The sequence below is a fragment of the Rhizobium sp. WYCCWR 11152 genome (assembly GCF_013087615.1).
GTDB lineage: Bacteria > Pseudomonadota > Alphaproteobacteria > Rhizobiales > Rhizobiaceae > Rhizobium > Rhizobium indicum.
The window spans coordinates 211,738-226,205 of sequence record NZ_JABFCP010000002.1 but is presented as its reverse complement, the minus strand read 5'-3'; the positions used below and the strand labels follow the sequence as shown (position 1 = coordinate 226,205).

The window sequence follows — 14,468 nt, the reverse complement described above, 5'->3', positions numbered from 1 at the left end:
AGAATATTCTCCTCGTGGAATGCTATTCGTGGCCCTAGCCTTTGACGGCGCCGGAGGTCAGGCCAGAGACGAAATAACGCTGGAAGATGAGATAGACGATCGTCGCCGGCAGGACGGTCATCACGATGGCCGCATTGAGCTGGCCGTAATTGCTCGAGAACTGCCCCTGAAACGACATCAGGCCGAGCGGCAAGGTCCACATGTGCTGATCCTGGAGCAGCACCAGCGCCATGGCGAATTCGTTCCAGGTGGAGACGAAGTCGAGGATGAGCAGTGCGGCGAGCACGGGCAGGCACACCGGCAGAAAGATCCGTCTGAAGATGATGAAGTGGCTGGCACCGTCGATCAGCGCTGCTTCCGACAGCTCCTTGGGGATGCTCTTGAAGAAGCCGTGCAGGATGAAAACCTGATAGGGAACGCCGAAGGCGATGTAGGGAAGGATGACGCCGGGGTAGGTGTCGATCAGGCCGAGTGAATTCACCAGGGTGAAGAGCGGCGCAAGCATCACCTGGAAGGGGATCATCGTGCCGAACACCACAAGCAGCAGCAGGGCCTTGGTGATTTTCAGCTTGATCTTGGCCAAGGCATAGGCGGCCATCGCCGAAAGGAACAGCCCGAGCGGCACCTTGATGACGGTGATGATGACGCTGTTGAAGAAGGAGTTTGCGAAGTTGCCGCGGCTCCATGCGGCGCTGTAGTTTTCGAAAGCGAGCTCGGTTGGCGGCACGAAGGCGCCCGTACCTGTCACCGCCGCCGGCGTCTTCAAGGAGGTGAAGACGATGAAGACGAATGGCGCGACCCAGACGAGCGCCACGATAACAAGCGTGATCCAGAGGCCGATCAGAATCGGATCCCGCTTCATCGACGATGGTTCGACCTGCAGATGCACTGCGGTCTGGTCGGTCGGTACTGCTGTCACGATTCAACCTCCTCGTGCTTCTGGGTCCATTTGAGATAGGGAATGACGACGGCCATGGTGATCAGCAGCAGCACGACCGAAATCGCCGCGCCTCGTCCGAAATCGAAGATCTGCATCGCCTGCGTGAATGCCCAGAGCGCCAGCATCTGAGTGGACTGCGCCGGCCCGCCGCCGGTCAGGCCGTAGACGATGTCGAAGGCCTTCAAGGAGGAGATAACGGAAAGAACGAGAACGATCGTGATCGTCGGGCGCAAGGCCGGCAATGTCACATGCTTGAACACCGCCCAGCGGCCGGCGCCATCGATGCGGGCGGCCTCGACGAGTGTCTGGGAGACGTTCTGCAGGCCCGCCAGGAACAGGACCATCGAGAAGCCGACCGTCTGCCAGAGATAGGCGACGAAGACCGAATAAAGGGCGATATCCCGGTTGCCCAGCCAGTCATTGATCCAGCCTTGCATGCCCCACGAGGTGAGCAACTGGCTGAAAAGGCCGAAGAACGGATCGTACATCCACTTCCACATGGTGGCCACCGCGATCGGCGCGATGATGACAGGCAGATAGAAGATGGCCCTGAGGCCATTTCGGCCGAATATCTTCTGGTTGAGGCTGAGCGCCAGCAGCAGTCCGACCATCGGCGGGAAGATCAGGCTCATCAAGGTCCAGATCACCGTGTTGCGAAAGGCAACCCAGAACACAGGATCTCTTGTGAAAATCGCCTGGTAGTTCGCAATCCCCACGAATTGTCGATTGGGATCGAGCCCGTTCCATTTCTGAAAGCTCAGGATCACGACGTTGAGCATCGGGTAGAGCGCGAAGACCGCGTAAATCGCGAGTGCTGGCACGAGCAGGATGAGCGCTTGTACGCGCGGATCATGTGTCGATTGTCGAAGTGACATGCTTTCCTCCTGGCAGTGAAGCGGCTGCCAGCTGATGAAAGAATGTGCCGGTCGATCGACAGCTGGGTCGATCGACTGGCACCTCGGGAGGAATCAGGTTCGGCTTGCGATGAAGCTCTGCAGTTGCTTGGCGGCATCGGCCGGCTCGGTGTTGCCGGAAGCAACATCGTTGATGACCCGGAAGTACTCCGTCGTGACGTCGAGCGGGAACGCCTGGTCGCCGTTCATGTACACTTTGCCGTATTTCTGGAAGATCCCCAGCCATTCCGCCTCGAGCGGCTTCTGGTTGGCATATTGTACGTTCTTGTTGACGGAGGTCGAACTCAGCTGGCCGAGCAGGTCCTGCTGGACTTTCGTCGAGAGGAAGTAGTCGAGGAACTTCGCCGCTACGTCAGGGCTCTTGCTCTTGGTGCTGATGTAATTGTACTCGGCGAAACCGTAGAGACGATCGGTGTTGGTCGGGAAGGGGAAAATGCCGTAGTCGTCGAGATTAGCGCCGGAGCCGTCGAGCTGGCTGACCAGCCAGTCGCCTTCGAGCATCATCGCCGCACGGCCTGCGGTGAAGAGGCTATAGGACTGTTTGTTGTCGATGCCCATGAACGGCTGCAGCGTATAGTCCTTCGTCCACTTCGCAAACTCCGCGAAGGATTCCGTCGCACAGGGTTCCTTGGTCCAGTCCAGCGTCATCGCCTTCAGTGCATCGTGTTTCTCAGCACCGCACTTCGTTTCAAGGATGACGTCCATGAGGCGCATGACGTGCCAGTTGACCGTGCCGCCGAAGGTGAAGGCAGGGATGCCGGCAGCCTTCAGCTTATCGGCCGCGGCAAGGAATTCCTCGTAGGTCTTGGGCTCTTCCTTGATGCCGGCCTGTTCGAAAAGCTTCTTGTTGTAATAGACGGCCTCACCCTTGAAGGTGAAGGGGACGCCGTGTTTGCCGCCGGGATAGAGGTCAGCAAAAGCCGCTGCCGAGGGCAGCAATTCGTCGTTCCACTTATACTCGGCATAGTATTTGTCGAGGGGCAGGGACAGACCGGCCTTCACATATTCACCACCGAGACCGAGGCCGGCCCAGCTGAAATAAATATCGGGTCCCTTGTCGGAGCCAGCAGCGACACGCAAGGCGGTCTTGTGCTCGTCGACGGCGCGCTGAACGATCTCGACATGCGTCCCGGGGTTTGCCGCTTCGAAGTCCGTCGCCACCTTCTTCAGGGCCGTATTGGCGGCATTGTTGTCGAAGTTGAGGGTCCAGAGCGTGATGTCTTCAGCAAGAACCGGCGTGGCCGATAGTGACGCCACGGCGATCGCAACGATGCTCGCGGTCTTCAATTTCGCAGAAAGGGTCAGCATTACCGTCCTCCTCTTGTAAAGCCGGGCCCCTTGTTGCAGATAGTCATTGACATGTCAACTGGTATGATGAGCTAACCATCGTGATGTTGGGCAAATTTGGCCATCGCGGCGATGATGATGACGGCCGAGGCGGCGCCGGGATCGATGTGCCCGATCACACGGTCCCCCAATCGCGAAGCCCGTCCCTTGGCCGCCGTCATGCTGCTGGTCGCTTCGCAGCCCGCGCGCGCTGCCCGCTCGGCCGTCTCGAAGCATTGGGGGAGGGGCTTTCCCGACTGACGGGCATCGAGAGCTGCGTCAGCCGCGGGTTTCCAGGCGTCAACCATCGTCTTTTCACCGGGTTCGGCCTTTCCGCGTTCCTGGATTCCCTGCGCCATTGCCGCAAAGACGCTGAGGAAGTCGTCATCGCTCAATGTCTGCTTGTCTTTGGCGGCTGCTCCGGCGCGCATGAAGGCCGTGGCGTAGAGCGGGCCGGACGAAGCGCCGACCGCATTCAGGAATGCCTTAGCCGCGACGTTGAATGCGGTTGTTGGGGCAATTCCGGCGTCAAGTTCGCCGACCGCTTTCGCCGCGGCCTGGCAGCCTGCATCCATGGCAAGGCCGTGATCTCCATCGCCGATGGCACCGTCCAGCTCGCAAAGATGATCTCGTTCCGCCGCGATATCCTCGGCAATCCCGGCAAACAAACGCTGCAGGTCTTCGGTGGTAAACGTCATCGATTACCTCGCAAACATCGCGCAATCACAGGGGTGGTCGATCAATCGCTGAAGTTCGTCGTCGAGATGCATGATCGTGATCGACGCGCCTGCCATTTCGAGAGAGGTGCAGTAGTTTCCGACAAGCGATGTATGGATGACGAGCCCGGCATCGTCGAGCCGGGACTTCACGCGCCGCATCATGATGTAGAGTTCCATCATCGGCGTCGAACCCAGCGAATTGACGAGCACAGCGACACGATCGCCCCGGTCTGCTTTCATTTCGCGAAGAATGCTGTCCATGAGTTCGTCGGTCACCGCGTCGGCCGGCCTCAGCGGCTCGCGCGCCACGCCAGGCTCCCCATGGATACCCATTCCGATCTCCATCTCGCCTTCGCCGATCAGGAAGTTTGGTCGGAGGGTCTGGGGCAGCGAACAGGGCGAAAGCGCGACACCCATCGTATAGGTTCGCGCATTGGCATGGCGGGCGACACGCTCGACATCGTCAAAGGAATAGAGAAGATCGCAGGCCGCGCCGGCAGCCTTGAAGATGAAGACGTTGCCCGCCACGCCTCGTCGCTTGTCCCTCTGATCGGCAGGGGCAGACGCCACGTCATCCGTGGTGAGCACCGTGCGTACCTCGATCTCGTCAAGCGCAAGCATCTCGGCAGCCATGTCGAAGTTCATCACGTCGCCGGCATAATTGCCATACATGAACAGGACACCGGCGCCGCCGTCGACCGCCATGGCGCAGGCGACGATCGGATCGGGCGGCGGCGAGGCGAAGACGTTGCCGATCGCGGCCGCGTCTGCGAGGCCTTTGCCGACAAACCCCAGAAATGTCGGTTCGTGCCCGGATCCACCGCCGATGACCAGCCCGACCTTGCCCCTGCGCGGCCCGTTTCTGGCAATGATCGCGCGGGGCATGTCCTCCACGGCGTACAGGTGGCGCGGATGCGCCGCCAACACCCCTTGCAGCATCTCATCGACGGCATCTGCGCCGGCATTGATAAGCTTCTTCGTCTTCATGCAATCCTCCACGGAACGAACTCCGATTGCATAGATGCGGCTGGCGCGTGGGACGTCAATCCGCCAGCGGCAATGCTGCGGTCGCAAACGGCGCGAGCAGCAACTCTTTGCCCGCATCTGCCGGCCCGCATGCGCCGCAATCGACCTTTCGTTCTTCGCTCGTCAGATTGACGACGTAAAGCCTGGCGCCTGTAGTATCCCTTGCAACGAAAGACAGGACCTCGGAGGGAGAGGAGGAGACGCATTCCCGCCAGGTTGCACCAGCCAATTGACACAGTGTCCGCACGGTATCGAACAGCGGACGACGCCCCCCCGGTTCGATCGGTTCCCCCGGACCAGCGATCAGGCCGAACGGACCGGTCAAGGCTGATAACGTCAGGCATTCCAGATCGGCATCCAGCACTCGTATTGCATATCCGAACGCGAAGGCCTGTCCGAAGCGTCCATTATGGCGCGGGTCACGATTGGCCATCGGGATGCGTGCGCTCACAGGATTGTCCATCGTGCGGCTGCCATAGGGGTTCTGCCGCATCGGGATGGTCGACGGGCCGATCCGGTAGGGTTTGTCGCCGTAGATCGCACGCACCGACCGCGTGATGAAGGGCAGCGCTTCTAATGTCTGCATGATGCTGAGATCGTCGGCAGCATGCACGATCGGGTTGGTGCAGTGGCTGACGAAGTCGAGCTGTCCATCGGGGACGCGCTTCCGGTTGAGTTCGGTGAAGTAGCTCAGCATGCCACCGCCGATGCGAATGCCGGGAAAGGCGGCGCGGGCAGCTGTATAGACTTCATCCAAGGGTGGGCAATCCGGCCATGTGCTGCCGGGCGGCGTCGACTGCCGGTCGACGGATGGCGAGATCATGATGGCATCCGGCCTGAATTCCGCGAGCTGCATCTGACGGGCAATCTCGGGGGTCTCGCTCGCCGGGACCGATTTGCAGGGAAGGGCGATCTCCAGCGTCGAGCGGCCGCGATGGACTGTGGCGATCGCAGCAAACCGCCTGAACGCGTCGACGCCATGCCCGGCGCCGGGGTCGAAATGGAAGAGGATTTCCTGGGGAGCGATCTCCGTCAGGACGGACTTTGCCGAGAGGGTCGCATCGGCCTCCTCGGGCGTAATGATCACGCCGATATCAGGCACGGTGCCGGTGCGCGCGCCGAGCTCGAGTTTTATGGCGCCGCTCGACACGCCAGTTGGAGAATGCCGTGCGGCACCCCCGATATCCTTGATGATCAGCGATGTTTTCTGCCGGAGCGGCCGATTGGCAGGAATCTGGTAAGGCCAGGGAAGGGCGAGCGGTCTGACATAGGTCTTGTAGGATGCGTCCGACCAGTTCCTCTGATCTTCCATTTCAAAAGTGTCGCCCTCCATCCGGCATTCCGCCTGAACGTCAGGCATGACCGCGTGGGTGATGGCGCGCATGTCCTTGAAAGGCTGCCAGGGCTCGATGACATCGGGAAACTGCGTTGCCACTATCCGGCCGTCGACATGCTCGACCGTTGCCGGCGAGCCCGCCACGCCGACAATCGGATGCAGGATGCAGAAGCCGCAGCGATTGGTCTCGAAGCCGGTCTCCGTGATGGCTTCGGCCTCGAAGTCGAGCCGGTCCGCGCTTCCGGTGATGCGAACGTCAATGGCAAGCCTCGTATCATCCGGTCCTTCGCAGCGGGCCCGATAGGCGACCGCGAAACGATCGTCACTCTGCTCGATCCGGAGATCAACAATTTCAGGGCTGTAGGTGCCCCAGTCCCGGTCGCGAACGAGGTATGAAATCGCTCGCAGCACCTCGGTCCCATCGTAGCGGATGGTGCGGAGGTTGCCATTGGTGAGATCGGCTTCCAGTTTTCCGGCTCTCAGCCGAACCGGCGGCGTTTCGACGAGGCGAGTGCCGTAGAGCTGGAACGCATCGACCGTCATCGCAGCATCGCTCCGACATCGATCGTCTGTCCCCTGACCGCACTGTCATAAGCGGCCTCGACGAGCGCGAAAGTCTTCAGATTGTCGGCCCCTGATGTCGAGTGCTCCGCGCCGCGCTCCAACTTATCAACCCAATGCTGCTGGATCGCGTAGACGCTCTCCTGGATATTGTGCCAGGGCCGCGAGGCCCATGACAGCAGCTTCGGCGATACGTCAGTGGTGATGGTGCCCCTGGCGTTGGTGATTTCCAGGCGGTAACCCTGGGTCAGACGGATCGTGCCCTCAGAACCGTCGAGCTCGATCAAGGTCTCGGGGAATGGCTCCCTGGAAAGCCTGGTGGCGTAGCTGACGTCGACGACCGATGTGGCGCCGTTTTCATGATCGAGCAGAATGGTCGCGACATCCTCGCCCTTGATTCCGGGATTGACCCGCTTGGTGCGGGCCGTGAGCGAGCGAACGTCGCCTAGGATATAGCGGGCGATGTCGAGCGTATGGATGCCGAGGTCTTCAATGATGAACCGCTCGCCCTCGGCCAGATAGGGCTGGCCGGAAAATACGTCGTAGGCCGAACGGAAGGAGAAGCGCCCCCAGAAGGGCGTGCCGATGCCATCCTCCTCGAGCGCCTTCCGCACCGCCTGGATCGGCGTCTGCCAGCGAAAGTTCTCGTGCACCATCAGCGGTATGCCGGCATTGCGACACGCCTCGACCATCGCCTTCGCGTCCGACAAGGTCTTGGCGAACGGCTTCTGGCTGATGGCCGGCACCTTGTTCCGAGCCGCCATTTCGACGAGGGTGCGGTGGCTTTGGACAGTCGTGGCAATATCGACGAAATCAAAACCGCCATCGGCGAACAACGCCTCGGCATCGCTATAGCGGCGATCGATGCCGAACTGATCGCCGACGATCTTCAGCCGTTCCGGGTCGCGGTCGCAGATCGCGACGACGCGGGCACCCCGAACGTCATTCCAGGCGTGCATCTGGTTGACCGCAAAGAAACCGCAACCGATCAAAGCCCCTTTCAATTCCGTCATCTCAACCTGCCTTTGCCATCTGCATGAGGGTAACGCGCTGCTGCAGGCGGCGCTGGGCCTGGTCGACGACGACAGCAATGATGATGACGAGGCCCTTGATGACCATCTGCCAGAAGGAGGAAACGCCCATCATCACCAATCCGTCGGAGAGGATGCCGATGACGAAGGCGCCGATGATCGTGCCGCCGATCGTGCCGCGACCGCCCGACATCGAGGTGCCGCCAAGCACGGCTGCGGCAATCGCATTGAGTTCGAAACTTTCACCGGTCGCCGGATGGGCTGCCATCAGTTCGGAGGAGATGATGACGCCGACGATGGCGGCGCAAAGTCCGGAGAACATGTAGACGAAGATCTTCACGACATCGACCCGGATACCGGACATGCGCGCGGCCCGCTCATTGCCGCCGACGGCGAAGATGTGACGGCCGATCGGCGTCGAGCGGGCGACATAGGCGGCCAGCAGCGCAAGCACGATCAGAATCCAGATCGATACCGGCAGACCGAGGATGCGCCCCGCGCCGAAGAAATCGAAGCCGGTCGTGGCATATTCAGGCCGGCCGACAAGGTTCGGAAACGTCTGGCCGTCCGACGACAGCAAAGCGAGGCCGCGGGCGATATAGAGCGTGCCGAGTGTGGCAATGAAGGGCGCGACGTTGAGCTTGGTGATCAGCAGGCCGTTGATCAGACCGATAAGCAAGCCGATCGACAAGGTGATCAGCACGATCTCGAAGAGATTAAAAAAGATCGTGTAGCCGATCGGCAATTCGATGCCGTAAAGGATCAGGCCGCCGGCGACCATGCCGCAAAGCCCGACGATCGATCCGACCGAGAGATCGATGCCGCCGGTGATGATGACGAAGGTCATGCCCATCGCCAGGAAGGCGTTCAGCGCCACATGCTTCGACATCAGGATCATGTTCGCCGTCGAGGTGAAGTTCGGGGCGAAGATCGCAAAGAAGATGATGACCGCGAATAGCGCGATGAACGTCCTGAGCTTCATCAGCGTCAGAAGCGCCGAGCCGTTGGCGCCCTTCGGCGCAAGAGTGGTTGATGTAGCCGCCATCATGACGCGAGTTTCCCTTGATGTCCGTGTCCCTTGGCCGAAGCCGCGATAATGGCTTCTTCCGTGGCCTCGTTGCGGTCGAAGACGGCGATCAGCTGGCCGTTGCTCAAGACCGCGATGCGATCGGAAAGCGCCATGACCTCTTCGAGGTCGGAAGTCGAAAACAGAATGGCGAGCCCGTTTGCCGCCAGCCGCCGCATGGTGCGAAAGACGTCGGCCTTGGCACCGACATCGATGCCACGGCTCGGCTCGTCCATCAGAAGCACCTTCGGCTTGGTCATCAACGCCTTACCGATGACGACCTTCTGCTGGTTGCCGCCCGACATCGAGGTCACCTCGAAATCCGGGTTCGGCGCCTTGATCGAAAGATCGCGGATTGCATCGCGAATGGCACTCTTCTCCGCACCCCTGTCGATATGGAAGAGCCGGGTGAAGCGGCCAAGACTCGCCAGCGTCAGGTTGGAGGCGATCGAGAGCACCTGGACCAGACCTTCCCGCTGCCGATCTTCCGGAATGAGCGCAAGGCCACGGCGGATGCGCCGCGTGGTGTCGCGGGCGCGAACATGCTTGCCGTCGATGAAGATCTTGCCGGTCGAGTGTGTGTGCCGCCCGATCACGCATTCGAAGAATTCGCTGCGCCCGGCCCCCATCAGGCCGTAGATGCCGAGGATTTCACCTGCCCTGACCGACAGCGAGACATCGTTGACAGAAAGCCCACCCGTCGGCCGCGGCAGACTGATGTTTTCGGCGCGAAAGACCTCGGCTCCGACGGCGTGGTCCACGGATTTTGCAAAATCCTTGGCATCCGAGCCGATCATGGAGCGCACGATCCAGCGCGTGTCGATGTCGCGGACCATCGCCTCGCCGGTGACCTGGCCGTCACGCAGCACCGTGATGTAATCGCCGATCCGCATCAGCTCTTCGAGCCGGTGCGAGATATAGACGATTGCCACACCCTGGGCCTTCAGTTCCGCGATCACCTTGAACAGGATCTCGACTTCGGCTGCCGAAAGCGCCGACGTCGGCTCGTCCATGATTAGGATCCGGGCATTCAACGACATCGCCTTGGCGATCTCGACGAGCTGCTGCTGGCCGATCGGCAAATCCTCGACCATCGTGCCGGCCTCGATGCCGGCATCGAGACGCTTCAAAAACGCATTGGCCTTTTGCACTTGTGCCTTGTGATCGATGCCGAGGATGCCGCGTGTGATCTCACGCGTGGTGAAGATATTCTCAGCGACCGACATGTTGGCGAAGAGATTGAGTTCCTGGAAGATCATGCCGATGCCGTGCGCCTGCGCGTGCGCCGGGCTGTCGAAGGATATGGGCTTGCCGTCCAGAATGATGCGGCCGAGCGTTGGACGTTCGACACCGGCGATGATCTTCATCAGCGTCGACTTGCCTGCACCGTTTTCGCCGACAAGCACGTTCACTGCGCCGCGGCGAAGCTCGAGATTGGCGCGCTTGACGGCGACGATGCCAGAATAGACCTTCGACACCTCGTCGAGGCGCAGGATGATGTCGTCCTTTTGTGCCTCTCCCGTGGTCATGGGCCGACCTTCAGTTCCGAGGGCGTGACGAGCGGCAGCTCGCCGCTTTTCGGCAGCGGAAAAGCGCCGATCGCGGTCACCGTCTTGCCGGCGAGGCCCTCACGCGGGATGGCGGAGAGAAAGGTGGTATTGGCCTTCTCGTTGAAGGCTTTGCCGAACTGCGCCCATTCGATCTGGTTCTTGAATTCGTTGAAATTGACGAACTCCAACGTGTCGCGCAGCGCCGTGCCGCGCAGCGCCGGGCCGATCTGGACCTTGGCGTCGGCCTCGCCGTCGCCATCGGCGTCGACATCGAGCGTTGCCGCGCGCGAGCCTGTATCGGCCGCGACAACCTTGCCGGTGATCTTCACCGCATAGGTCCATGGCGAGCTGCTCTGCTTGCGGGGATTACCGTATTTCTCGCCTGCGGCGTCGGGGCTGGAGGCTGCCAGTTGCATGACGTCCTTGAGGTCGCCGGCGCGCTTTTCGAAATAGGGCACTGCCTCGGACTGCCAGATCGCCTCGACCTTTGCATTCGGGTCGAAGGCGGTCTTGGCCGCTGCCGCCGCCTTTTCCTCAGCCGTCGGCGTCTTGATGATCTTGCAACCGGGCAAGGCGGCCGCCACGACGGCAGCGATGAGGGCGCCCTTCATTCTCAACATGCTTTAAACCTCGACGTCTTGCGAAATGCATTGCGGAGGGCGCAGCGCTGCGCCCTCCGCAATTCGCGGCTGATCAGTTCGTCAGGGCGAAGGTTTCGAGCTTGCCGGCATTGCCGGCATTGATGAGAACGCAATCCATCAACTGCTTCTCTTCCTTTGGCGTCGTCTTGTTCTTGATGTAGGCATCCGCCTGTTCCACCGCGAGCTGAGCCTGGGCATAGGCGGGCTGCAGAACCGTCGCCTTGATGCCTCCCGCCTTGATGGAGTCGCGCACATCGTTGGAGCCGTCGAAGCCGACGACGATCACGTCCTTGCGGCCGGCCGCCTGCAGCGCTGCGATGGCGCCCATGGCCATGGTGTCGTTGCCTGAAATGACGCCCTTGATGTCGGGATTTGCCTGGAGGATGGTTTCCATCTTCGAATAGGCTTCCGTCTGGCTCCAGTTGGCTGACTGCTTGGCGACGGACTTCAGGTCCGGATAGTCGTCGATGACGTCGTGATAGCCTTGCGAGCGGATGCCGGCATTGGTGTCGGACTCCTTGCCCACCAGCTCGACGTAATTGCCCTTCTCTCCCATCAGCTTGACGAATTCCTGCGCCCCGAGCTGGGCGCCCTGATAATTGTTCGAGACGATCTGGGCGACGGCAACGCCCGTCGCGTTGATTTCGCGGTCGATCAGGAAGGAGGGGATGCCTGCATCCTTCGCCTTTTTGACGGCCGCGACGGAGGCGTCAGCTCCGGCATTGTCGAGGATGATCGCCTTGGCGCCGCGCCCGATCGCCGTGTCGATCATTTCGGACTGCTTGTTGGCGTCGTCATCATGCGTCATGAGCAGCGTCTCGTAGCCGAGCTCCTTGGCCTTGGCTTCAGCGCCGACGGCTTCGGCCTTGAAGAAGGGATTGTCGTGCGCCGGCGTGATGATGGCGATGAGATCGGCCGAAAAGGCCGGAAGAGCCGTTCCGAGCGCCAGTGCGCCGGCAAAAGCTGCAAGTGTCAGTCTGCGCGTCAGTTTCATTTTTTCCTCCCTGTTGTGAATGAAGCCCCTTCTCCCTGGGGCGGTTGAGGGGAGGGCTTGCCTCCCCAAGCCGGTTCAGGTGATGCGCCGGATGCTTTCGGCGATCTCCTGCGGTTCGAATACCTTTTTCCAGTCGTCGCGCATCAGCGCCGGGATGCCGAACTCGATCGCCTTGTTGCAGGCATCCGAGAACACGCCGTCGACTTCCTTGAAGATGACCGCGCCGAGTACGTTCATATGGCCGAGCAGGAAGTCGCGGGCGGCCTGTTCCGGTACGCCGCGTGCCACGCATTCGTCCATGGCCTGTCGCATGACGACGAGCAGCGATGCGCAGACGGTTTCCGACAAGCCTGGTTCGAGCATGGCAAGCTGGTCGACCGTGACCCGGTGCGAGCGCATGACCGGGGCCCAGATCAGCTTGGCGATTTCCTCGCCGAGCGCGTATGCGCTTTCGGGACCCTGCATCAGCGCCGAAACGATATGCTGCTTGGCGAAGAGGCCGCCGAAGTGGTCCTTTTTCGCCTGCATATCCGTCTCGTCGTTGAAGATCGGCGGATGGCAGGGATGGGTGACGAAGTAGGTAAGATCATCACGCTTCGGCAGGTGGCCGGCAAAGGGAGCCGCAGCGTCCAGCGCGATCACCATGGTGCCCGATGCGAGCTTGTCGACGATGCCTGCCGCGACCTTGCCGATCGCCGTGTCCGGCACGGCCAGTATCACCACGTCGGCGCCGTCGAGCCCGACATCGACGGGTACGCAATCGAGACCGAGATCATTCTTCAAACGGGCCTTGCCTGCGTCGCTCACCTCGACATGGCGCACTTGGAAACGCGAGCCTTTGAGATTTTTGGCGAGCCGGTATCCCATTTTCCCGCCTGCGCCGAAGAGGGCAATCTTAGTCATGTTTCCTCACCTTTTCCGTTTCTGGATAGGACCACATACTGGTATGATGAGTCAATCACCATATCACTTAATTCGTATGATCCACACGTTTTTCTGCGCCGAGCCGGATCGGGGAAACCATCAGTGTTTCCTTCCGTCGCGGATCTGCGTGAAATAGCCGTCCGTCCCGACCTGACCGCCTTTGAGCGCGATCTGCAGGCCGTTGGTCGGCTGATAGTCGCCATGCGCAAGGCAAAGCGGAGAACCCGGCGTCTGGGGCAGCGGAAGAAGCGTCGTCAGCGCGTCGATCTTCAACTGTCTCAGTGCGTGACTGGATGTGTCGCCGCCGGCGACGACCGCACGTGAAAGTGCTTCGCTCTCGATCAGGCGGCGCAAGATCGTGCCGAGCGCGCTGCCGAGCCGGTGACGCGCACCCGGAAGCCTGTCGATGTCGGCGCCGCGGTCTGCGGACGGTCCAAGCGCGGTATAGAGGATGACGCTCTTGCCTTGCCGGAGCATCTGGATGCCGGCCTCTACCGCTGCATCCATCGCGCCTTCGCCGTGCTCCGAGACCAGTGCAAGCGGATCGAGCGCGATACTCTCGAAGCCGTTGTCGACAGCCGTCCGGATCTGGCGCTCGGTCGTTGGCGATACGCTGCCCGAGACGACGGCGAGGCGATCAACCGGGCCGATATCGGGAAACTCGGCGCTGTTCGCGCCGATGAAACCGCTCCGCCGCCACGCGCTGAGCAGGGCATATTCGACACCCGAGGAGCCGGCGACGAAGCTTCCGGAACGGCCGGTGGCACGAAGCAACTGCCGACCCGCGGCCTCCTGCGTCGCCTCGGAGTCGACATCGATGAGCAGGATCCCTTCCGAAGGCGACGCCAGTTCGTCGATCCGCGCATCGGCATCCGGCGCGGTGATGGCGACAAGATCGGCGAGCATGACGGGAAGGCGGGTCTGCTTCGACAGATGCACCGCAAGGTCCGCCTCGTCCATCGGGGTCACCGGATGGCGGCTCATGACGGGATGGCGGTCGATGCGAAAGATCCGGCCCTGGTAAGCGGCAAAGAGGTTGCCGAATGCCGTATAGCGCTTCAGTTGCGGCGCGCCGACGATGACGGGCACGACGGATTGCCCGAATACCGAGCGGCCGATTTCGATCGCCTTGCCGATATTGCCGATCTCGGGGCTGGAATCGAAAGTCGAACAGACCTTGTAGTGGCAGATGTCGGCGCCGAGCGACTTCAGCCATTCGAAAGCGCGCGCAAGGTGCTCTTGCATCCAGGCGGGCGTCTCGCTGCGGCTTGTTCCGGCAATGCCGATTGCCCGGCAATCCCTGAAGCGCGCGAACAGTTCCGGCGTCGGAACGTCGAGGAAGAGCACGGTCGACACACCGTTCGAGGCCAGCGCCTCCATGACATCGGTGGAACCGGTGAAGTCATCCCCGTAATAGCTGACGAGAGGTCCATCCATCGT

Annotated in this window: 13 protein-coding genes; all 13 read right to left on the bottom strand. The window is 61.2% G+C overall.

Annotated features, from left to right (window positions below):
• Nucleotides 1-34 precede the first annotated feature (34 nt).
• Nucleotides 35-919 (bottom strand): carbohydrate ABC transporter permease, encoded by an 885-nt coding sequence (locus G9X67_RS01370; protein ID WP_012755221.1) that lies wholly within the window; start codon nt 917-919, stop codon nt 35-37.
• Nucleotides 916-1,815, bottom strand: a complete 900-nt coding sequence (locus G9X67_RS01365; protein WP_011649152.1) for a sugar ABC transporter permease — start codon at nt 1,813-1,815, stop codon at nt 916-918. The genes G9X67_RS01370 and G9X67_RS01365 overlap by 4 nt, the downstream gene beginning before the upstream one ends.
• Before the next feature lie 93 nt (nt 1,816-1,908).
• Nucleotides 1,909-3,162, bottom strand: coding sequence for an ABC transporter substrate-binding protein (locus G9X67_RS01360; protein WP_138390428.1), 1,254 nt, complete (start codon nt 3,160-3,162; stop codon nt 1,909-1,911).
• Nucleotides 3,163-3,233: 71 nt separating this feature from the next.
• The gene (gene dhaL, locus G9X67_RS01355; protein WP_138390429.1) at nt 3,234-3,878 is read right to left on the bottom strand and encodes a dihydroxyacetone kinase subunit DhaL; all 645 of its coding nucleotides are present in this window, start codon (nt 3,876-3,878) and stop codon (nt 3,234-3,236) included.
• A gap of 3 nt (nt 3,879-3,881) precedes the next feature.
• Nucleotides 3,882-4,886 (bottom strand): dihydroxyacetone kinase subunit DhaK, encoded by a 1,005-nt coding sequence (locus tag G9X67_RS01350; protein ID WP_171597829.1) that lies wholly within the window; start codon nt 4,884-4,886, stop codon nt 3,882-3,884.
• 55 nt (nt 4,887-4,941) lie between these two features.
• The gene (locus G9X67_RS01345) at nt 4,942-6,804 is read right to left on the bottom strand and encodes a hypothetical protein (RefSeq protein ID WP_171597828.1); all 1,863 of its coding nucleotides are present in this window, start codon (nt 6,802-6,804) and stop codon (nt 4,942-4,944) included.
• Nucleotides 6,801-7,835 carry a Gfo/Idh/MocA family oxidoreductase gene (locus G9X67_RS01340; RefSeq protein ID WP_138330803.1) on the bottom strand — a complete coding sequence of 345 codons (1,035 nt, stop codon included), beginning with the start codon at nt 7,833-7,835 and terminating at the stop codon, nt 6,801-6,803. Before G9X67_RS01340 ends, G9X67_RS01345 begins: the two co-directional genes overlap by 4 nt.
• 1 nt (nt 7,836) lies before the next feature.
• Complete coding sequence (locus G9X67_RS01335; RefSeq protein ID WP_138330804.1) at nt 7,837-8,901, bottom strand: ABC transporter permease; 1,065 nt, start codon at nt 8,899-8,901, stop codon at nt 7,837-7,839.
• The gene (locus tag G9X67_RS01330; protein WP_171597827.1) at nt 8,898-10,448 is read right to left on the bottom strand and encodes a sugar ABC transporter ATP-binding protein; all 1,551 of its coding nucleotides are present in this window, start codon (nt 10,446-10,448) and stop codon (nt 8,898-8,900) included. Before G9X67_RS01330 ends, G9X67_RS01335 begins: the two co-directional genes overlap by 4 nt.
• Nucleotides 10,445-11,089: a DUF2291 domain-containing protein gene (locus G9X67_RS01325; protein ID WP_171597826.1), complete on the bottom strand. Its 645-nt coding sequence runs from the start codon at nt 11,087-11,089 to the stop codon at nt 10,445-10,447. Before G9X67_RS01325 ends, G9X67_RS01330 begins: the two co-directional genes overlap by 4 nt.
• 73 nt (nt 11,090-11,162) lie before the next feature.
• Nucleotides 11,163-12,104, bottom strand: a complete 942-nt coding sequence (locus tag G9X67_RS01320; protein ID WP_171597825.1) for a D-ribose ABC transporter substrate-binding protein — start codon at nt 12,102-12,104, stop codon at nt 11,163-11,165.
• Nucleotides 12,105-12,179: 75 nt separating this feature from the next.
• A complete protein-coding gene (locus tag G9X67_RS01315; protein ID WP_171597824.1) occupies nt 12,180-13,007 on the bottom strand; it encodes a phosphogluconate dehydrogenase C-terminal domain-containing protein in 828 nt (275 codons plus the stop codon).
• A gap of 120 nt (nt 13,008-13,127) precedes the next feature.
• Entirely contained in the window at nt 13,128-14,465 is a 1,338-nt protein-coding gene (locus tag G9X67_RS01310; protein WP_171597970.1) for a four-carbon acid sugar kinase family protein, read from the bottom strand.
• Nucleotides 14,466-14,468 lie beyond the last annotated feature (3 nt).